Below are 19,211 nucleotides of genomic sequence, written 5' to 3'. Positions count from 1 at the left end.
CCCTACGCGGCCCGTTCCCCCGACTGCAAGCTCCACAGCGACGCGTACAACCCGCCCCGCTCCAGCAGTTCGGCGTGTGTCCCCTCCTCGGCGACCACCCCGCCCTTGTCGAGGACGTGGATCCGGTCGGCGCCCCGGATCGTGGACAGCCGGTGCGCGATGACGATCAGCGTCCGCCCCTCCGCGAACGACCGCAGCGCCCGCTGGATCGCCGCCTCGGTCTCGTTGTCGACGGCGGACGTCGCCTCGTCGAGGATGACGACCGGCGAGTCCTTGAGGATCGCGCGGGCGAGGGCGATGCGCTGGCGCTGCCCGCCGGAGAGGGCGGCGCCGCGTTCGCCGATGCGTGTGTCGTAGCGGTCGGGGAGGGTGTCGACGAAGGGGTGGGCCTCGGCGGCGCGGGCGGCGCGTTCGACGTCCTCGTCGCTCGCGTCGAAGCTGCCGTAGCGGATGTTGTCGGCGATGGTGCCGTCGAAGAGGAAGGGGTCCTGGGCGACGAACCCGACGGCGCGGCGCAGGTCGTGGCGGTCGAGGTCGCGGATGTCCCGTCCGTCGAGGAGGACTTGGCCCGCGTCGGCGTCCTGGAAGCGCATGAGGAGCCGGGCGACGGTGGTCTTGCCGGAGCCGGTGGCGCCGACGATGCCGGTGACGCGGCCGGGTGCGATGTCGAGGGAGAAGTTCTCCAGGACGGGCGGGCGGCCGGGGTAGGCGAAGGTGACGTCCTTGAGGGAGATGGCCCCTTGGACACTCGCGCGGTCCAACTCCTCGTCCCTGCCGACGGGTTCGGTGGGCAGGGCGCGCAGGTGCCGGACGCGGTCGTGGGCGGTGAGGGTGCGTTGGTACTGGTCGACGATCGTGCCGAGTCGGGTGAGGCGGAACAGGACCTGCTGGGGCAGGCCGATGAGGGGACTGAACACCTCGAAGGGCAGGTCGCCTTCGAGGACGGACCGGCCGCCGAGCAGGAGCATGCCGACCATGGAGGCGGTGGTGGTGGCGCGGATCGTCTCGCCGTGGCGGACGGTGTGGCGGTCGGTGCGGCGGTTGCCGAGACGGTACTTCTCGCCGAGCTCGTCGAGGCGGGCGGCCTCGTACTCCTCGGTGCAGAAGCTCTTGACGGTGGCGCTCGCCTGGAGGCTGTTGACCAACTGGCTGTGCAGTTCGGCCCGGTGGTCGCTGGAGACGGCGTAGTCGTCGGCGACGCGGTCCTGGTGCCGGAAGGACAGCCAGGCGACGACCGGCATCGGCAGGAACGCGATCCACGCGATCTGCGGGGCGAGGATGAGGAACGCCGGCACCAACACCAGGAAGCTGGTGCCGAGTTGGACGACATCGTTCGCGCAGGTCGCGAAGAACCCGCCGAGCTGGGCGACCTCGTCGGTGAGGACCCCGGCGATCCGGGTGGTGCGCTCGCCCTCCAACTGGCCCAGTTCCAGGCGCTGTACGTGGGCGTAGGTGGAGTCCCGCCAGTCCTGCTGGACGGCCTGTCCGAGCCCGCGCCACTGGGTGTTCGCGGCGTACGACAGGACGGCGACGGCGGCGCACGCGACGGCGGCGGCCCCGGCGAGGAACCACAACTGGGCGGCGGCGCCGGTGATACCGAGGGCGAGGAGCGGCGGGCAGGACCCCTTGATGAGGACGAGCGCGACCCACCCGAGGAACAACCCGCAGGCGACCTCGGCGAGTTGACAGACGGCGGAGAGCCCGGTGGCGAGGGCGAGCTTGGAGCGGTGGGGGCCGACGAGGTCGAGGAGAGCGGCCACTCCGGAGCGGGCGGGAGCCTCCCCGGCGGCCGTGGCTGTCTCGCCGGTGCCCCGTCCGTCGACGGCGGAGGCCGGTAACGCGCCGCCGGCCGCCGCCCGCGCCATGGCCCGCCGCACGACGACGAGCGTGGCTCCCGCGACCGCACCCAGTGCGACGAGCGGCCGCCGCAGCAGCTTCCCGCCCCCGAGCGCGAGCCCCGCGGCCCCCGCGACGCCCCCGGTGACGGCGAGGGCGGTGCGAAGGACTCCCGGGGCGGGCACGGCACCGCCCGGAACCACACCCGAGCCGGCCTCGACGGCAGCACCCGGGCCGCCCCCGGAGGCGCCGCCCTGGACGGCCGCCGGGACCGCTCCCGCCGCCACTCCCCATCCCGCCTCCCCCCGCCCGGCACTTTCCCGGACCTCGGCGGAAGGGGAAACGGAAGGCGCCGAAAGCCGCCGGAGAAACTCCCTCAACAACCCGCCGACATCATTACTGGAAACCCCCGCGCCATGCAGCACGAGAACACTCCCGGTAACGGAATTGACCCGCACCGCCTTAATCCCCCGAACTCCTCTCAACGCACTCCCCAGAGATTCCGCGACCTCCGGCCTGCCGACCGCCTGCGGAACACTCCACCGCTGCCGCCCCGGCACGTTCGAGCGCATTCTCACATCGCTCCTGATCGGCCGTCCGACGGCCGCCGCCCCCACCAGTAGTGCCATGTCCAGATGGTTCCCATGCTCTAGGCGACACCGCGTGCTGAGCGGTGGTCGTGTGACGAATTCCGGGTGCGTGTCCTCAGTGCGCCTTGCCGGCCCCACCGGCGGGCCGCCCCTTGGGAGCCGCGGCCTTGGCGGCACCCGTGTCGGCGGCGACAGGAGCCGCCGCGGCGGTCGGCACGGAGGCCGCGGCCGGTGCCCCACCCGTCGCGAGCTGCGCCGCCATCACCTCGGCGGTCACCTCGGCCGCGAGGTCGTGGAGCCCCTCGGACGCCTCGTGGGCGGCACGTTTCACCTCCATGACGAGACCGACCGAGGTCTTCACGAGCCCCTTCATCAAGGGCGTGACAATGCGCTTGGCCAAAGGCGCGGCGATGAGACCGATCAGAAACGGGGGAACTACGGGAGGCATGACTCGGTTTCCCTTTCCGGGATGGGGGATCGTGGAATATGGCGGCGACTGTCGCGCGGAATGCGGACCGGTTCTCTCACCTGTTCTCATCCGGTTCGTTTCACACCACACGCGGCGGCAACAGAAGAAGCCTAGCCGAGGTACTCCTTATGGCCCCAAGCCAGCCCGGACGCCTTCACCCGAACGTGTGACGCACACTCGGCGAACCATTTTTTTCGGCCAGCCCCCACCTTCGACGGACAACACTCCCCCACCCACACATCCCCCGGGAATACGACCCCCGCCCCGCACCTTTCCCCACGAATTCACGGACCGCGTCCACCCTTTTCGGCCAACCGGAATTCTCCGCGCTCCTCACCCACCCCGCACCAGGGATCCTTCCGTGAGGCGGAAGTCCCGTTGCGGCACCCCGACGCGCCTCAAGACGATGGCGGCAGGACCGAGAGACGGGAACCCCCATGCCGCACATCACCGCCTTCGCCAGGAACCAGTGGTACGTCATGGCCTACAGCCACGAGGTGGGCCGCGACCTGCTCGGCCGCACCGTCCTGGGCGAGCCGATCGTCGTGTACCGCACGGAGGCCGACGGCACCCCGGTCGCGCTGCACGACCGCTGTGTGCACCGGCGTTACCCGCTCTCGGCGAGCGGCCTGGACGGCGACCGGATCGTGTGCGGCTACCACGGTTTCACGTACGACACGACGGGCACCTGCGTCTACGTGCCGGGCCAGAAACGCGTCCCGCGCACGGCCCGCGTCGCCTCGTACCCGGTGGTGGAGCAGGACTCCCTGGTGTGGGTGTGGATCGGCGACCCGGCGCTCGCCGACCCGGCCGCGATCCCGCGCGCCCGCCACCTCGACGCCCCCGGCTGGACGACCGTACGCGGCATGGAGCCGATCGACGCCGACTACGGCCTCCTCGTCGACAACCTCCTCGACCTGTCGCACGAGACGTATCTGCACGGCGGCTACATCGGCACCCCGGAGGTCGCCGAGACGCCGATCACGACCGAGGTCGACGAGGGCGCCGGGATCGTGCGGGTCAGCCGGCACATGGACGACGCCGAGTGCCCGCCGTTCTACGCCCGTTCGACCGGGATCGAGGGCCGCATCACGCGCTGGCAGGACATCGAGTACCACGCCCCGTGCCTGTACCTGCTGCACAGCCGGATCGCCCCGGTGGGTGTCGTGCCCGAGGCCGACGGGACCGATCCGCACGGCTTCCACACGGAGATCACGTACGCGATCACCCCGTCCGGCGACGGCAAGGTGTACGACTTCTGGATGGTGTCGCGGGACTGGGCGACGGACGACGAGGAGGTCACCGAGTTCCTGCGCGGCAACAACCACACGGTCGTCATGCAGGACGTCGACGCCCTCAACCTCCTTCAGCGCACGCTGGGTTCGGAGCGCGACGGCTACCAGGAGCTGAGCATCAACATCGACACCGGCGGCCTCGCCGCGCGCCGGATCCTCGCGCGGCTGGTCGAGGAGGGCGACAAGCCCGTGGAGCGGGCCCTGTGACCGGCGAGGTCTACCGCATCGACTGGCTTCCGGGCACCGACGTCCTGCACGGCACCTGCCACTGCGGACGCGAGCACACGGCGCAGGACCCGGTGCAGATGTGGGAGTGGATGCTGTCGCACCCGCGCGGACACGAGAGCGAGGACGCCAAGTGACGGCGTACGAAGGTGAGCTGACCGTTCATCAGATCGGCACCCCGGCCGAGGGCGTCCGACTCCTCGCCCTGCGCCACCCCCTCGGCGACCCGCTGCCCGCCTGGGAGCCCGGCGCCCACGTCGACCTCCTCCTCGCGCCCGGCCTGGAGCGGCAGTACTCGCTGTGCGGCGATCCGGCGGACCGGCACGAGTGGCGGATCGCGGTTCTCCAGGAGCCCGAGAGCCGAGGCGGATCGGCTTATGTGCACGGCGAGTTGGCCGAGGGCGACAAGGTCCGGGTGCGCGGCCCCCGCAACAACTTCCCCCTCCTGCCCGCGCCCAGCTACCGCTTCGTCGCCGGCGGCATCGGCATCACCCCGCTGCTGCCGATGCTGGCCGCCGCCGAGGCGTCCGGCGCGCAGTGGACGCTGCTGTACGGCGGGCGGTCGCGGCGGTCGATGGCGTTCACGGACCAACTCCGGCGCTACGGCGACCGGGTGACCGTCGCCCCGCAGGACGAGACCGGGGCGCTGCTCGAACTCGGGCCGGTGCTGGACGAGTTGCCGGAGGGCACGCTCGTCTACTGCTGCGGGCCCGGTCCGTTGCTCGACGCGGTGGAGAGCCGGTGCCCGTCGGGGGTGCTGCACGTCGAGCGGTTCCAGCCCCGGGCCCAAGAGGGCGGCGAGGCCCGGGAGTTCGAGGTCGTCCTGGAGCGCAGCGGCCGTACGGTCGCCGTCGGCGCGGACACCTCCGTGCTGGACGCGGTGCGGGCGGCCGGCGTCGAGGTGCTGTTCTCGTGCACCGAGGGGACGTGCGGCACCTGCGAGACCGACGTCCTCGAAGGCGCCGTCGACCACCGGGACTCGGTGCTGACGCGGGAGGAGCAGGAGGCCGGGGAGACGATGATGATCTGCGTGTCGCGGTGCAAGGGGGAGCGGCTGGTGCTGGACCTCTGAGAACCCGCGCCGCCCTCAAGTCGCTTCGGAATCCGGGCCGCTCACCCCTCCGATGGCGAAGGTGACGGGACCACCGTGAGGTGACTCGCCCCCCTGCGCGCCCCACGGACCCCGCCCCGGCGCCCCCCGTGCTGATGCCGGCGCGGCTCGCGCAGGACCAGCGTCAGGCGCGTACACCCCATGTCCTCAAGGGCCTTGGGCGCCTCCGTGACGATGCGGCAGTCGGTGGCGCCCCAGCGCGGGTCGGGGTGCACGAGGGGGCGGACGGCGCCGTCGAGGGCGAGGGCGGCGGGGCCGACCTCGTGGATCCAGCGCGGCAGGCCGTGCCGGTAGGCGGCCTCCATGATCGGGTCCTGTGCGATCTCCCGCCGGACCGCCTGGAGTTCGCGGTCGTCGCCGTCGCGCTCCAGGGCCGCCGCGAACTGCGCGAGCATCGGCAGGCACCAGCGCGACTCGTGGTCGCCGAGGACGAGCGAGGCGTCCGGGTGGAAGAGGACGAAGCGCAGGAAGTTGTCGTCGGGCATCGCCGTGGGGTGCGGGCCGACCTCGCGGAAAAGTGTCCGGAAAGCGGTGTTCGCGAGGACCGCGCCCCAGCGTCCGTCGAGCACGACGGACGGGAAGGAGACCGCGTCCAGCAGTGCGGCGTAGTCCTGGAGGTACGCGTGGGCCTCGGAACCCGCGGGGACGGGTCGCGGTACGGACCGCTCCCCACCTGCCCTGTATGCCATCGGGAGGTCACCCCTCTTGCCTGATGCGGCCGTCTCGCGGCGCCCCGATCCTGCGGCCCCCGCACTCGTCATGTCAACTATCGTGGCATTCGACGGTGGTTGACGGCTGAAATTGGCCACAGTTGTGGCGAGACCTGGATGTGAGTTCGAAAAACCGGCTACCCTCCGGGCAGTTGACCGTGACTGCCGGTATGGATGAGTGTGACCGTCGGTGCGGGGGAGGCGGTTTCGGCCGGTCGGGCCGCGGGGCGTTCGCGAGAGATGTAGGAGACCTGTTCCGTGACGGATGGCTACGAGGCTGCGGGTGACCCGGCGACGGCTTCGCTGTCGGCCCTCGTCGCCCGGGTCGCCGCGCTCGCCGACCGGCTCGGCGTGCCGCACGCCCAGGTCTTCGACATCTCCCGGCTGTCGGTGTCGTCCGGCGTGCCCGAGCCCGTCGTCAAGGCGCTGCTGAGCGGGCGCCCGGCCGGCGAGCCCGACGTCCAGGCCCGCTTCCTGCAACGGCTGGGGCTGCTGCGGCGTACGCGTCTCAAGCCGGGCGGGCGCAAGTACACGCAGCAGGAGATCGCGGACGGCGCGGGGATGTCCCGGCAGCAGGCGGGCGCGCTCATCAACGGCGACCGGCGGCCCACGATGGAGCACTGCGACGCGATCCAGCGGTTCTTCCGGGTCCACGCGGGCTTCCTGACCGCCGACGACCCCGAGGCGATCACGAGCGTGCTGCTCCACACCGAGCAGGAGCTGCTCCAGCAGCTCGCCGCGCGGGAGGCCGCGTCGGCGCCGGACCCGCTGGAGCGGCTCCTCCAGGATCACGGCGTGCGCGGGATCGCCTGGCGGGCCGCCCAACTCCCCACCGACCAGCACCGCGACAAGGTCGCGGAGTGGCTGGACATGCTGCTGGAGAGCGTCAAGCGGCCCGAGTCGTGAACCCCCGAGTCATGAACCAGGGAGGGCGGTGGGTATGAGCAGGCCGATGCGGCGGCTGTGCGGCGAACTCCTCGCGGGGCTGGCCCTCGACGCGCCCACGACTCCCGGGGAGCTGTACGCGGGCCTGTGCGCGGGGATGAGCCGCCGGCGGGGCCGTCCGGTGCACTTCCGTACGGCCGCGTTCCCGGTGGGCACGGCGAGCGGGCTGTGGCTGGACATGGCCGACCAGGACCTCGTGGTGGTCGAGGAACGGACCGCGCCCGATCATCAACTGGTCATCCTCGGACACGAGCTGTGGCACATGACCGCCGGTCACCACGGCCGCCCCGTAGAAGGCACCGAGGGCGCGCTGGTCGCCGCGCGGCTGCTGTGCGACGGGGCCGACCTCCAGGAGACGGTGCGCCGGGTCGCGGCGCGCACGCGCTTCGACGAGGCGGACGAGCGGGAGGCGGAGCGCTTCGGCCTGCTGCTGGCGAGCCGCTGCCGGGGGCTGCTCGCGGGGACGCCCCGCAAGGGCCGCCGCGACCGGCTGTCGGGGCGGATCGAGGCGTCCCTCGGCTATCTGCGGCAGGACACCAAGTGACCCGCGCTCTAAACATTTCCTCCGCTATGCAGGTGAACCGGAGCGCATCGCAACGGGGTTGAGGGCGATTGTCAGTGGCGGGCGGCAAGCTGGACGGTACGACGACATCAACCAGCCGACGCCGACCAGGGGAGAGCCGCCCGATGCCCACCACCGCCGTACTGACCGACCGTGAACGCGCCGCAGTCCAGGCGTACTTGAGGCTCCTGAACACCGTCGCCGCCGCGTACGACGGCGAGGTGCGCGTCGTCCCCGCGTCGGTGCTCGCGGAGGCGGAGGAGGCACTCGGGCGGGCGGGGCTGACGGGGAACGAGGAGGAGTTCTTCAGGCTCGTCCGGGGGTGGTGTCCCTGAAACTCATGATGTGTACGGAATGACCATGGCCGTGGCCAGCAGCCCGTCGCTGACGATCCAGTGTCCCTCGAACCGCCTGACCTCCCGCCCCTCCACCACCGGCCCCGGCACGAGGAGCGTCGCCGACAGCGTGCCGAAGGCGTCCTGCGTGGGTGTCAGCGTGATGTCCGCCTCCGAGAAGTCCAGCCACTTCCCCGTCAGCGGGAACCACGCCTTGTACACCGACTCCTTCGCGCTGAACAGCAGCCGGTCCCAGTGGACCTCGGGCCGGCTCGCGGTGAGGGCGGCGAGCCGCTCCTCCTCGGCGGGCAGCGCGATCGCGGACTGCACGCCCTCCGGCAGCCGGTCGTGGGGCTCCGCGTCGATACCGAGGGAGGCCAGGTCGGCGGCGCGGACGAGGGCTGCCGCGCAGTACCCGGCGCAGTGCGTCATGCTGCCGCGCACCCCCTCGGGCCAGCCGGGCGCCCCGCGCTCGCCGGGCAGGACCGGCCGGGGCGGGACGCCGAGCTTCTCCATCGCCTGCCGCGCGCAGGCGCGTACGGTGGCGAACTCGCGGCGCCGCTTGTCGACGGCCTTCGTGATCACCGCGCGTTCCTCGGGGTACAGGCCCGCCTCGGCGGCCGGGTCGGCGGCGGCCGGGCCGATCGCCTCCACCGTCACCACCGACGCGGGCAGCAACCGCTCGATCACCGGCTCTCGCCCTCCGTCGGCAGGATCAACCTCGGCTTCCCCGGCGGCCGTTCACGCTTCTTCCACTCGCGCGGGTAGCCCACGGAGACCTCCTCGAAGCGGACGCCCTCGTGCCGGGTGGTGCGCGGGATGTGGAGGTGGCCGTAGACCATGGCGGCCACCGGGAAGCGGCGGTGCCAGTCGGCGGTCAGCGTCGTCCCGCACCACATCGCGAACTCGGGGTACCAGAGCACCTCGGTGGGGTGCCGGTCGAGCGGGTAGTGGTTGACGAGGACGACCGGCAGGTCCGCCGGCAGCTCCTCCTCCAGGCGCCGCAGCGTCAGCTCCACCCGCGCCCGGCACCACGCCTCGCGGGTCGGGTAGGGGTCGGGGTGCAGGAGGTACTCGTCGTTGCAGACGACGCCCGTGCCGTGCGCGTACTCCAGGCCCGCCTCCTTCGTCGCACACCCGGCGGGCAGGAAGGAGTAGTCGTACAGCAGGAACAGCGGGGCGACGACCGCCGGTCCGCCGGGCCCCTCCCAGACCGGGTAGGGGTCCTCGGGGGTGACGACACCGAGGTCGCGGCAGACGGCGACGAGGTGCTCGTACCGCTCGACGCCGCGCAGCGTGACCGGGTCGGCGGGGTGGGTCCACAGCTCGTGGTTGCCGGGCGCCCAGACGACCTTGGCGAAGCGGCTCGCGAGGGTCTTGAGGGTCCAGCGGATGTCCGCGACGTTCTCGGAGACGTCCCCCGCGACCAGCAGCCAGTCGTCCGGCGTGTCCGGTTGCAGCTCCTCCACCAGGGCCCGGTTCTCGGGGTATCCGATGTGCAGGTCGCTGATGGCCAGCAGCCGCCCGGCTCCCCCGGCCGTCGTCGTCACCACGCGCCCCCGTCTCTCGTCCACAACACGGTCCAAGGTCACCACGACAACACATTCGGCGCCCCGCGACAAGGCCGTCCCGTACGACGTCGTCGCACGCGGGGCCCCCTGCCCGGGAACACGGGGCACGCGCGCCCCGGGAATCCGTAACACGCGTGTTGCACGCGGCACCCCGCGCAGGCCGTATGATCGCCCCAACACCACCGCCACGAACTTCCCTTCGCGCAGGGCGGTTTGGTGTCCCTCCAACCTCCTGCCCGGGCCGGGCCTGCTTCGCCCTGCCCGCGAACCCTGAAAGGCGGCCTCGCATGGTCTCTCGCGTACGCGTCTGGCTCAACCGCACGTACGCGGAGAACGTCTTCTTCATGGATCAGCTGCGGAGAAATCCCAGCGACCGCGCCGTGGAGATCCACGCGACGCACGGCGACGCCGACTCCCCCGTCCTGGCCGCCGCCGACACCGCCGACCTGGAGCCCGAGGGCCTCTCCCCCGCCGCCTACGTCGAGTTCGCGCTCGACCAGTGCGCGCGCCGCTCCATCGACGTGTTCGTGCCCCGCCTGCACCAGTCCGCGATCGTCGCGCACCGCGCCGACTTCGAGGCCGTCGGCACCGCACTGCTCGCCCCGACGCCGCAGGCCGTGGCCGTCTTCGAGGACAAGATCGTCGCGTACGAGGCGGTGCGCGCCGTCGGTGTGGCCGTGCCGCCGTGGTTCCGGGTCCGTACGGCGGAGCAACTCGTCGCCGCTGTCGACGCGTTGGAGGCCGACGGCCACAAGGCGTGCTTCAAGCCGGCGTCCGGCGCGGGCGGGGTGGGCTTCCGCATCGTGACGCGCGCCCCCTTCTCGCTCACGCACCTCAGCGGATTCCCGTCCCCCTACGTCCCGTTGGACATGGTGACGGCGGCGCTGGAGGAGGCCGAGGAGGAGGTCGACTGGATCGTCATGCCGCGTCTGGAGCAGCCCGAGGTGTCGGTGGACTGCCTCACCGGCCCCGACAACCTGGTCCGGATGGCGATCGGGCGCACGAAGAACGGGCGCCGGCGCGGGTTCACGCTCGACGACCGGTGGCTGGAGCCGGCCCGGCTGATCGCCGAGGGCTTCGGCCTGCACTACCTGTCCAACGTCCAGTTCCGGATGTTCGGCGACGAGCCGGTCCTCATGGACGTCAACACCCGGCCCGCCGGCGGGCTGCACCAGCTGTCGCTGTGCGGCGTCAACGCCCCTTGGGCGGCTGTGCAGTTGGCGCTGGGCGAGGAGCCGGGCGAGATCGCGCCGCCGTTCCTCGGGCAGGACTACACGGTCGTCTCCGGGCCGCGTCCGCTGCGCCCGGTGACGCTGCCGCAGCAGCGGGTGGACGAGCCGGTGCTCCCGGCGGTCGCCGCGCCCGCGATGCCGGTGGGGAGCGAGGACAGCGAGAACGCCGTGGGGACGCCGGTCGCCTCGGAGGCCACCGCCTCCGCATAGACGCAGGTCACACCCAGTCTCCCCCGGCCGCGGACCCGTTCGCGAAAACCGGGGGAGAATTTTTTCCGCGAGGGTGTATCAGGGGGCGGGGTGGGTGCTCTTACTCATGTGGGCGCAGGGAGCTTCGGGGGAAGCACCCAGCAACTCCTGGGGAAGCACCACCAGTTCCGCAGACCTCGCGGGGGACCGAACGGGGTACGGGAGATCTGCGGAGCGATCGGGGGATCGGGTCGGTCGGCCGCTGTCACGGGGAGCGACCGACCGACCCGAATGACGTCCCGGCCCGGGACCGGTGTTCAGGTCCGGTCCCGGGCCGCGCGCGCTCTCAGAACCGGCCCGCTCCCCGGTACAGCTCCAGTTCGCCGTCCAGCTCGACGGCCAGGACCGTGGCGTACGGATCGAGGTCGCCCTCCTGCGGCCGGTCGATCCACAGGACGCCCACCGCGTCGTGCAGTCCGCCGACCACGCGGTGCCCGAGTTCCGTGCCGGAGCCCACGACCCGCACCCGGCGCACGCCGGTCGCCAGGCCCCGGACGCCGATCTCGGCGCGTGGCGCGTCGAAGAGGACGAGGTAGAGGGTGCGCCGGTCGGCGGAGAGGGTGCTCGGCCCGTAGTGGTGGCCCGCCGGAAGCCCGCGCACGCTTCCGTACACCGCCTCCTCGTGCTTGCGGATCCACTCCCCCAGCCCTTCGAGGCGCTCGGCCTGCGGCTCGGGGATCGTGCCGTCCTCCCTCGGGCCGACGTCCAGGAGCAGGTTGCCGCCCCCGCCGATGGTCTCCGTGAAGTAACGGATCAGCTGGGCCAGGGACTTGTGGTTGTGGTCGTGGTGCTGGAAGCCCCACGAGTCGTTGATGGTCAGGCACAGCTCCCACGGCCCGTCCGGCGGGACGATCGGGGCGCCCTGCTCGGGGGTGGCGTAGTCGCCCTCGCTGAGCATGCGCGCGTTGAAGACGACGTCCGGGACGTACGAGCGGATGAGCGCGGCGAGTTCGGGGATGCGCCACTGCTCCTCGCTGCGGTCCCACTCGCCGTCGAACCACATCAGGTCGGGGCGGAAGCGGGACGCCAGCTCCCGGATCTGGCCGTCCCGGTAGGCGATGAACCGTTCCCAGGCCGCCAGGTCCTCGTCCTCGGCGGAGCACTCGGAGTACCGGTTGTCCTCCTGCTCCGGCGGGCGGCCCGGCCTGCGGGTGGACGCGTAGTCGGGGTGGCTCCAGTCGGAGTGCGAGTAGTAGAGGCCGACCTTGAGGTCCTTCTCCCGCAGCGCGTCCGCGTATCCGGTGAGGAAGTCCCGGTCCAGGCCCAGGTGTTTGTGCCCGGTGTCCCACATCGCGACGCCGTCGTGGTGCCGGGAGGTGAGGACGGCGTACTTGGCGCCGGCTCGGGCGAACAGGTCGGCCCAGGCGCGGGGGTCGTACTTCGACGCGGTGAAGCGGTCGAGCTGGGAGACGTACTGGTCGTAGGGGACGATGTCGTCGTAGAAGGACCAGGACTCCGGGACGCCGTCCACGGCGTAGATGCCCCAGTGGACGAAGATCCCCAACTTGGCGTCGGTGAACCAGGGTTGCATGGGCACGGCTGAACTCCTAGGCCAAGCAGGGGTGTTCGGGGAATCCCGTGGGACGGGCACCGCCGAGTGCCCGTCCCACAGGGGTCATGCGCGCCGCAGGCGCAGGGTGAGGATCTGGAACGGCCTCAGCGCGACCGCCACCGACCCGTCGGCAGCCGACTCGGCGTCCTCCTGGGGGCGTTCGAGCAGGTCCGTGATCTGCGCCCCGGCGATCGGCACCGACGTGCGCAGCACTCCCCGAGCCCGGCCGCCGCTCGACTCGTAGAGCCGGACGACGAGGTCGCCGGAGCCGTCGTCGGCGAGCTTGACCGCCTCGACCGTCACGCCCTCGCCCTCCACGGAGACGACCGGCTCGGCCGTGCCCGCCGACTCCGCCAGGCGCAGCGGCAGGTTGAGGGAGTAACCCTCGGCGACCGCGTCGGCGATGCTCGCGCCGGGCAGCAGCGAGTAGGTGAAGCGGTGCCGGCCCTGGTCCGCGCCGGGGTCCGGGATGCGCGGGGCGCGCACCAGGCTGAGGCGGACGGTGGTGGTCGTGCCGCCGTCCTCGCGGACCGTGCGGGACACGTCGTGGCCGTACGTCGAGTCGTTCAGGACAGCTACGCCGTAGCCCGGTTCGGCGAGGTGGACCCAGCGGTGGCCGGAGACCTCGAAGCGGGCCGACTCCCACGAGGTGTTGGTGTGGGTGGGGCGCTGGATGTGGCCGAAGGCGATCTCGGCGGAGGAGTGCGGGGCGCGGATGTCGATGGGGAACGCGGCCTTGAGGATCTTCTCGGCCTCGTGCCAGTCGATGTCCGTCTCGACGTCGATGCGGGAGCTGCCCGCGCGGACGGTGACCGTCTGGACGATCGTGGAGCCCTTGCCGAAGGACCGCTCGATGCGCACGGCGCCGATCAGCGGGTCCGCCTCGACGACCGTGACCGAGTCCGCGTCGAGCAGGTCGGTGTAGCGGTTCTTGTAGTGCTTGTCGATGTCCCAGGCGTCCCAGTAGTTGGGCAGGTCGGTGTGCAGGCGCAGCAGGTTGCCGGGCTCGGCGAGGACTTCACGGCCGGCGCGGAGATCCCGTACGGAAGACAGCGTGCCGTCCTCCGCGAACTCCACCCGGACCAGGCCGTTGTCGAGGGTCAGCCCGTCGACGGTCACCGGGTGCGGGGCCGCCGAGTCGGTCAGCGCCGCGCTGCCGCTCCCCGGCACCTCGACGTACGCGCGGGTGCCGTCGGGGGTGCGGACGACCTCGGCGCGGTCGTAGGGGCTGGTGTTGAAGACGCGCAGGCCGCCGTGGCCGAGGGCGTCGATCGCCTCGGCGGTCAGCTCCTCCAGCTCCTCGGCGACGCGGGCGTACTCGGCCTCGGCCTCGCGGTGCACCCAGGCGATGGAGGAGCCGGGCAGGATGTCGTGGAACTGGTGGAGCAGGACCGTCTTCCAGAGGCGGTCGAGCTTCTCGGCCGGGTAGGTGTAGTCCGGCGCGTGCAGCGCGGCCGTCGTCGCCCACAACTCGGCCTCGCGCAGCTTGTGTTCGCTGCGGCGGTTGCCCTGCTTGGTGCGGGCCTGCGAGGTGTAGGTGGCGCGGTGCAGCTCCAGGTACAGTTCGCCGACCCAGACGGGGGCGTCGGGGTACTCGGCGCGGGCCTTGGCGAAGAACTCGTCGGGGTGCTCGATCTCGACCTTGGCCGAGCCCTCCAGGTCCCGCAGTCGGCGGGCCCGTTCCATGATCTCGCGGGTGGGGCCGCCACCGCCGTCGCCCCAGCCGAAGGGCGCGAGCGAGCGGTTGGCGTTGCCCTTCTCGCGGTACTGGCGGACCGCGCGGGACATCTCCTCGCCGCTGAAGCGGGCGTTGTAGGTGTCGACGGGCGGGAAGTGGGTGAAGATGCGGGTGCCGTCGATGCCCTCCCACCAGAAGGTGTGGTGGGGGAAGGTGTTGGTCTGGTTCCAGGAGATCTTCTGGGTGAGGAACCACTCGTTGCCGGCGAGCTTGGCGAGCTGCGGGTAGGCGGCGGTGTAGCCGAAGGAGTCGGGGAGCCAGACGCCCTTGGTCTCGATGCCGAAGTGCTCGATGAAGAACCGCTTGCCGTGGATCAGCTGGCGCGCGACGGCCTCGCCGCCGGGGAGGTTGCCGTCCGCCTCGACCCACATGCCGCCGACGGGCGCCCACTGGCCCTTCTTCACGGACTCCTGGATGCGGGCCCACACCTTGGGGTAGTTGTCGCGCACCCACTCGTACTGCTGGGCCTGCGAGCAGGCGAACACGAACTCCTCGTACTCGTCCGCGAGCGAGGTCACGTTGGAGAAGGTGCGGGACGTCTTGCGCTTCGTCTCGCGGATCGGCCACAGCCACGCGGAGTCGATGTGGGCGTGGCCGACACCGGAGACGATGTGCGCGGAGGCGTTGGCGGGCTTGGCCAGCACCGGCTTCAGCACCTCACGTACGGCAGCCGCCGACCCCGACACGTCGTCCAGGTCGAGCGCGTCCATCGCCCGGTCCAGAGCGTGCATGATCTCGTGCCGGCGCGGGTCGTGCTCGCTCAGCTCGACCATCAGCTCGCGCAGGACCTGGACGTCGAGGTCGAGGTGCCAGACCTCCTCGTCGAGGACGGCGAGGTTGGCGTGCCGGAAGGTGTAGAGCGGCTTGTCGCCGGCCGTGAGGATGTCGCCCATCGGCGTGATCTTGGAGAAGTTGTCGGCGAGGATGTCCGGGTTGGACGCGGCCTCGACGAGGTAGTCGATCTCCTCGCCGCCGACGGCGGGGTTGGCGACGGCGACGTACTGGTTGAGGGGGTTGACGGCCTTCAGCGGGGTGCCGTCGACGGTGTGGACGAGGGCCTCGGCCTGGTTGCCGGGCCAGTCGCCGACGAAGCCGAGGTCGATGACCGACTCGACGCGGCGGCCCGCCCACTCGGCGGGGACGGTGCCGCGCATCCGGAACCAGGTGGTCCCCCACGGCGGGCCCCAGGGGGTGCCCATCTCGAACGGCTCGTAAGAAGCCCCGGTGGCCTCCTCGAAGGAGACCGGCTCTCCCGGGGCCTGCCAGGCTTCCACCGCGAAGGGAACGGTCGCGGCGTAGATCGCGGGCTTGATGCGCTGGGTGTGGAGGCGCTCTACGCGCTCCTCGATCCGCTGGCGTTCGTCATGCATGAGAGGTCTCCAGGGAGGGGATGCCGGACCAACCGCAGAAAGCGCTTTCTGGGCGCTTTCCGCCGGGAGCTTACTTGAGGTAGTCGAGACCCGGGTGGACGGCCGTGTAACCCTCCACCAAGCGCCGCGCGACATTGACCGAGTCGACCAGCGGGTGCAGCGCGAACGCCTTCACCGCCGTCGTACGGGAGCCGGACTCCGCTGCGGCCAGCACCTCGCGCTCGACCGCCTTGACCGAGCTGACCAGCCCGACCGCGTGCCCGGGCAGCGGGGCGACGGCGACCGGGTGGGCGCCGTTCGCGTCGACCAGGCAGGGCACCTCGATCACCGCGTCCGTGTCGAGCACGGAGAGGGTGTGGCGGTTGCGGACGTTGAGGATGAGGGTCGTGCGCTCGTCGCGGGCGATGGCCCGCATCAGGGCGAGGGCGACCTTCTCGTAGCCGCCGGAGAGGTCGTCCTCGTCGCGCTCGCCGGCACCGGCCGTCTCGCGGTTCTCCGCCATGTACGTCGCCTCGCGCTCGGCGCGGGTGCGGTTCCAGGCGTCCAGCGCGTGCGCGCCGGGCGCCGCGACCTCGTCGTAGAACTGGGCCTGCTGGTCGCGCAGGAAGGCGCCGCGGGTCTTGTCGGCCTGCTGGTAGGAGCGGACGGCCTCGCGGTTGAAGTAGTAGTAGTGGAGGTACTCGTTGGGGATCGCGCCGAGGGACTTGAGCCAGTCGGTGCCGAAGAGCTTGCCCTCCTCGAAGGAGCCGAGGAGGTCGGTGTCGGCGAGCAGGCGCGGGAGTTCGTCACGGCCGGCGATCTTCAGGCCGCGTACCCAGCCGAGGTGGTTGAGGCCGACGTAGTCGATGTAGGCGTCGTTCGGGTTCGCGCCGAGCACGCGGGCGATGCGGCGGCCGAGGCCCACCGGGGAGTCGCAGATGCCGATGACGCGGTCGCCGAGGTGGCGGGACATGGCCTCGGTGACCAGGCCCGCCGGGTTGGTGAAGTTGATGACCCAGGCGTCCGGGGCGAGCCGGGCGACCCGCCGCGCGATGTCGACGGCGACCGGGACCGTGCGCAGCCCGTACGCGATGCCGCCCGCGCCGACCGTCTCCTGGCCGAGGACGCCCTGGTCGAGGGCGACCTTCTCGTCGTTCGCCCGGCCTTCGAGGCCGCCGACGCGGATCGCGGAGAAGACGAAGTCGGCGCCGCGCAGGGCGTCGTCCAGATCGGTGGTGGCGGTCACGGCAGGCGCGTCCGGGACACCTGCGGCCTGCTCGGTGAGCACCCGCGTCACCGCCCCGAGCCGCCCCGCGTCCAGGTCGTGCAGGACGACCTCGGTCACCCGGCCCTCGCCGCGGTCCCCGAGGAGCGCCCCGTACACGAGCGGCACCCGGAATCCGCCGCCGCCCAGAATCGTCAGTTTCACGCCTGCACCTTTCCTGCCACGATCACCTCGACGCCCGCCTCTCCCAGGGAGGAGCGGGTCACCGGGTCGACCGGGGCGTTCGTCACCACCACGTCCAGATCTTCTGGACCACAGACCTTCGCCATGCCCGTGCCCGGGAACTTGGCCCGGTCGGCGAGGAGGACGACCTTGTCGCTCGCCTTGATCATCGCGCGTTTGACCGGCACCTCGACGACGGTCGTGTCCATCACCTGCCCGCCGGGGCGCACTCCGCTCGTGCCGAGGAAGAGCCAGTCGGCGTGGAGCTGGCGGAGGTTGTCCTCGGTGAGGAAGCCGACCAGCGAGCGGTAGTCGCGGCGGACGACGCCGCCGAGGAGGACCAGCTCGATGCCCTCGTCGTCGGCCAGCTCCTCGTAGACGACGAGGTTGCTGGTGATGACGGTGAGGCGGCGGCCGTGGAGCTGCCGGGCGAGGCGGTAGGCGGTGGTGCCGATGTCGAGCAGCACCGACTGACCGTTCGTGATCATGGCCGCCGCTCGGGCGGCTATCGCGTCCTTCTCGGTGACGCGGACCTCGGCGACCTCGGCGAAGGGCTGGTCGCCCTCCTCGGCGACCGCGCCGCCGTGGACGCGGGTCAGCAGGCCGTCCTCCTCCAGCTTGACCAGGTCGCGCCGGATCGTGGCGGGGCTGACGCCGAGCTGCTCAGAGAGGTCGGTGACGGCCGCCGGGCCGCCGGAGCGCAGGGCCCGGAGGATGAGTTGATGTCGTCGTTCTGCCAGCACGACACGAACACTACTCGTCATCTTCAATCAAATCCATGCTCATTTCTGCTCGACTATTGACCAGGTCTGCAAGAGAGCGCACGATTCCGTGCACCGAATGTGAACAGTTCTGAAGAACGTTCCGACGAGAGGCGCCACCCCGTGGACGACACCCCCCGGACTCCCGACGTCCTGCTGACCGGGCTGCTCTTCTACGACCTCGTCCTCACGGGCCTCGGCAAGCCGCCCACGCCCGGCGAGGAGGTCTGGACGGCCGGCATGGGCTGCGGCCCCGGCGGCATCGCGAACCTCGCGGTGGCCGCCTCCCGCTTCGGCCTGCGCACCTCGCTCGCGACGGTCTTCGGCGACGACTTCTACGGGGCGTACTGCCAGGAGGTCATCGCCGGCCAGGAGGGCGTCGACCTCACCCTGTCCCGGGTCGCGCGGGACTGGCCGACCCCGGTGACCGTGGCTCTCGCGCACGGCGACGACCGCGCCCTCGTCACGCACGGCCAGGAGCCCCCGTACTCGCAGGACGAGCTGATGGCCGCCCCGCCCGCCGCGCGCACCGCGCTGGTGCACCTGGAGGCCGAGCCGCGCGAGTGGATCGCCAAGGCCGCCGCGAACGGCACCCGGGTGTACGCGGACGTCGGCTGGGACCCCACCCAGGAGTGGTCGCGCGACCTCCTCGACCAGCTCGCGCTGTGCCACGCGTTCCTGCCGAACGAGACCGAGGCGATGGCCTACACCCGCACGGACAGCGCGGTCGCCGCGCTCGGCACGCTCACCGAGCTGGTGCCGGTGGCGGTCGTCACGCGCGGCGGCGAGGGCGCGGTCGCGGTGGACCAGACGACCGGCGAGTACGCCGAGGTCCCCGCGCTCCCCGTGGACGTGCTGGACGCGACGGGCGCCGGTGACGTGTTCGGCGCGAGCTTCGTCGCCGCCTCGCTCGGCGAGTGGCCGCTGGAGGAGCGCCTGAAGTTCGCGGTGCTGGCCGCCGGCCTCTCCGTACAGCACCACGGCGGCGCGCTCGCGGCGCCGGGCTGGTACGGGGTGGACCGGTGGTGGCGTTCGGTGACCGACCCCGAACTCCGGCGCGCGTACGGGTTCCTGACGGACCGTCTGCCCGCCGACCCGGGACGGCCGGTGCGGTACGCGCCGGTGACGCCTCCTGCGAAACCCCTTTAGCCCCCCTCGAACACCCCCCTGAAGACCCCCACTTCCGAGTAGTCCCCCGAGTAGTACAGAACAGATCCGAAAGGCGGTGGGAGCT

Annotated in this window: 17 protein-coding genes; 8 read left to right on the top strand and 9 right to left on the bottom strand. The window is 71.7% G+C overall.

The genetic code is table 11. From position 1 onward, the window contains the following. Window positions 1–2 precede the first annotated feature (2 nt). Entirely contained in the window at window positions 3–2,123 is a 2,121-nt protein-coding gene (locus ACLZOT_RS24675; protein WP_416971230.1) for an ABC transporter ATP-binding protein, read from the bottom strand. A 418-nt stretch (window positions 2,124–2,541) separates the two neighbouring features. After that, window positions 2,542–2,799, bottom strand: a complete 258-nt coding sequence (locus ACLZOT_RS24670) for a DUF5132 domain-containing protein (protein ID WP_416971229.1) — start codon at window positions 2,797–2,799, stop codon at window positions 2,542–2,544. Between the two features lie 533 nt (window positions 2,800–3,332). Between ACLZOT_RS24670 and ACLZOT_RS24665 the strand changes: the two genes are divergently transcribed. Genes ACLZOT_RS24665 through ACLZOT_RS24655 form a run of 3 tightly spaced genes read left to right on the top strand, consistent with a single transcriptional unit; the run spans window position 3,333 to window position 5,487 of the window. Next, window positions 3,333–4,397 carry a Rieske 2Fe-2S domain-containing protein gene (locus tag ACLZOT_RS24665; RefSeq protein ID WP_416971228.1) on the top strand — a complete coding sequence of 355 codons (1,065 nt, stop codon included), beginning with the start codon at window positions 3,333–3,335 and terminating at the stop codon, window positions 4,395–4,397. After that, window positions 4,394–4,552, top strand: coding sequence for a hypothetical protein (locus ACLZOT_RS24660; protein WP_416971227.1), 159 nt, complete (start codon window positions 4,394–4,396; stop codon window positions 4,550–4,552). The genes ACLZOT_RS24665 and ACLZOT_RS24660 overlap by 4 nt, the downstream gene beginning before the upstream one ends. Beyond that, complete coding sequence (locus ACLZOT_RS24655; protein WP_416971226.1) at window positions 4,549–5,487, top strand: PDR/VanB family oxidoreductase; 939 nt, start codon at window positions 4,549–4,551, stop codon at window positions 5,485–5,487. Before ACLZOT_RS24660 ends, ACLZOT_RS24655 begins: the two co-directional genes overlap by 4 nt. 41 nt (window positions 5,488–5,528) lie before the next feature. Here the strand turns inward: ACLZOT_RS24655 and ACLZOT_RS24650 are convergent, their stop codons facing one another. After that, window positions 5,529–6,215: a hypothetical protein gene (locus tag ACLZOT_RS24650; protein WP_416971225.1), complete on the bottom strand. Its 687-nt coding sequence runs from the start codon at window positions 6,213–6,215 to the stop codon at window positions 5,529–5,531. 279 nt (window positions 6,216–6,494) lie between these two features. Between ACLZOT_RS24650 and ACLZOT_RS24645 the strand changes: the two genes are divergently transcribed. The 3 genes from ACLZOT_RS24645 (at window position 6,495) to ACLZOT_RS24635 (ending at window position 8,078) form a co-directional block, all read left to right on the top strand. Continuing rightward, window positions 6,495–7,142 (top strand): helix-turn-helix domain-containing protein, encoded by a 648-nt coding sequence (locus ACLZOT_RS24645; protein WP_416971224.1) that lies wholly within the window; start codon window positions 6,495–6,497, stop codon window positions 7,140–7,142. A 46-nt stretch (window positions 7,143–7,188) separates the two neighbouring features. Then, complete coding sequence (locus tag ACLZOT_RS24640; RefSeq protein ID WP_416971349.1) at window positions 7,189–7,725, top strand: toxin-antitoxin system, toxin component; 537 nt, start codon at window positions 7,189–7,191, stop codon at window positions 7,723–7,725. A gap of 143 nt (window positions 7,726–7,868) precedes the next feature. Then, window positions 7,869–8,078: a hypothetical protein gene (locus tag ACLZOT_RS24635; RefSeq protein WP_416971223.1), complete on the top strand. Its 210-nt coding sequence runs from the start codon at window positions 7,869–7,871 to the stop codon at window positions 8,076–8,078. A 3-nt stretch (window positions 8,079–8,081) separates the two neighbouring features. On the opposite strand, the gene ACLZOT_RS24630 is transcribed toward ACLZOT_RS24635, so the two are convergent. Both ACLZOT_RS24630 and ACLZOT_RS24625 read right to left on the bottom strand, forming a co-directional pair. Beyond that, window positions 8,082–8,768: a 4'-phosphopantetheinyl transferase family protein gene (locus ACLZOT_RS24630; RefSeq protein ID WP_416971222.1), complete on the bottom strand. Its 687-nt coding sequence runs from the start codon at window positions 8,766–8,768 to the stop codon at window positions 8,082–8,084. Further along, window positions 8,765–9,628, bottom strand: a complete 864-nt coding sequence (locus tag ACLZOT_RS24625) for a metallophosphoesterase family protein (RefSeq protein ID WP_416971348.1) — start codon at window positions 9,626–9,628, stop codon at window positions 8,765–8,767. The genes ACLZOT_RS24630 and ACLZOT_RS24625 overlap by 4 nt, the downstream gene beginning before the upstream one ends. 308 nt (window positions 9,629–9,936) lie before the next feature. Here ACLZOT_RS24625 and ACLZOT_RS24620 point away from each other — a divergent pair, with 308 nt between their 5' ends. Further along, window positions 9,937–11,091 (top strand): ATP-grasp domain-containing protein, encoded by a 1,155-nt coding sequence (locus ACLZOT_RS24620; RefSeq protein ID WP_416971221.1) that lies wholly within the window; start codon window positions 9,937–9,939, stop codon window positions 11,089–11,091. Window positions 11,092–11,416: 325 nt separating this feature from the next. On the opposite strand, the gene ACLZOT_RS24615 is transcribed toward ACLZOT_RS24620, so the two are convergent. The 4 genes from ACLZOT_RS24615 to ACLZOT_RS24600 all read right to left on the bottom strand — a co-directional run bounded on the left by ACLZOT_RS24615 (window position 11,417) and on the right by ACLZOT_RS24600 (window position 17,959). Next, entirely contained in the window at window positions 11,417–12,721 is a 1,305-nt protein-coding gene (locus ACLZOT_RS24615; RefSeq protein ID WP_416971220.1) for an alpha-L-fucosidase, read from the bottom strand. A 24-nt stretch (window positions 12,722–12,745) separates the two neighbouring features. Beyond that, window positions 12,746–15,790 carry an alpha-mannosidase gene (locus ACLZOT_RS24610; RefSeq protein WP_416971219.1) on the bottom strand — a complete coding sequence of 1,015 codons (3,045 nt, stop codon included), beginning with the start codon at window positions 15,788–15,790 and terminating at the stop codon, window positions 12,746–12,748. Window positions 15,791–15,860: 70 nt separating this feature from the next. Further along, the gene (locus ACLZOT_RS24605; RefSeq protein WP_416971218.1) at window positions 15,861–17,198 is read right to left on the bottom strand and encodes a 6-phospho-beta-glucosidase; all 1,338 of its coding nucleotides are present in this window, start codon (window positions 17,196–17,198) and stop codon (window positions 15,861–15,863) included. Next, window positions 17,195–17,959 carry a DeoR/GlpR family DNA-binding transcription regulator gene (locus ACLZOT_RS24600; RefSeq protein WP_319724727.1) on the bottom strand — a complete coding sequence of 255 codons (765 nt, stop codon included), beginning with the start codon at window positions 17,957–17,959 and terminating at the stop codon, window positions 17,195–17,197. The genes ACLZOT_RS24605 and ACLZOT_RS24600 overlap by 4 nt, the downstream gene beginning before the upstream one ends. A gap of 141 nt (window positions 17,960–18,100) precedes the next feature. Between ACLZOT_RS24600 and ACLZOT_RS24595 the strand changes: the two genes are divergently transcribed. After that, window positions 18,101–19,126, top strand: a complete 1,026-nt coding sequence (locus ACLZOT_RS24595; protein WP_416971217.1) for a carbohydrate kinase family protein — start codon at window positions 18,101–18,103, stop codon at window positions 19,124–19,126. The last annotated feature ends 85 nt before the right edge of the window (window positions 19,127–19,211 follow it).

The organism is Streptomyces sp. 4F14 (assembly GCF_048159485.1).
Classification (GTDB): domain Bacteria; phylum Actinomycetota; class Actinomycetes; order Streptomycetales; family Streptomycetaceae; genus Streptomyces.
The sequence above is the reverse complement of the archived record's forward strand: the minus strand, read 5'-3'. Positions and strand labels throughout refer to the sequence as shown.

What these genes read in the sequence shown, in the direction of transcription:
- ACLZOT_RS24670 (WP_416971229.1), bottom strand. Translation starts at nt 2,799, where the DNA reads ATGAAGGGGCTCGTGAAGACCTCGGTCGGTCTCGTCATGGAGGTGAAA.
- ACLZOT_RS24665 (WP_416971228.1), top strand. Translation starts at nt 3,333, where the DNA reads ATGCCGCACATCACCGCCTTCGCCAGGAACCAGTGGTACGTCATGGCC.
- ACLZOT_RS24650 (WP_416971225.1), bottom strand. Translation starts at nt 6,215, where the DNA reads ATGGCATACAGGGCAGGTGGGGAGCGGTCCGTACCGCGACCCGTCCCC.
- ACLZOT_RS24640 (WP_416971349.1), top strand. Translation starts at nt 7,189, where the DNA reads ATGCGGCGGCTGTGCGGCGAACTCCTCGCGGGGCTGGCCCTCGACGCG.
- ACLZOT_RS24635 (WP_416971223.1), top strand. Translation starts at nt 7,869, where the DNA reads ATGCCCACCACCGCCGTACTGACCGACCGTGAACGCGCCGCAGTCCAG.
- ACLZOT_RS24620 (WP_416971221.1), top strand. Translation starts at nt 9,937, where the DNA reads ATGGTCTCTCGCGTACGCGTCTGGCTCAACCGCACGTACGCGGAGAAC.
- ACLZOT_RS24610 (WP_416971219.1), bottom strand. Translation starts at nt 15,790, where the DNA reads ATGCATGACGAACGCCAGCGGATCGAGGAGCGCGTAGAGCGCCTCCAC.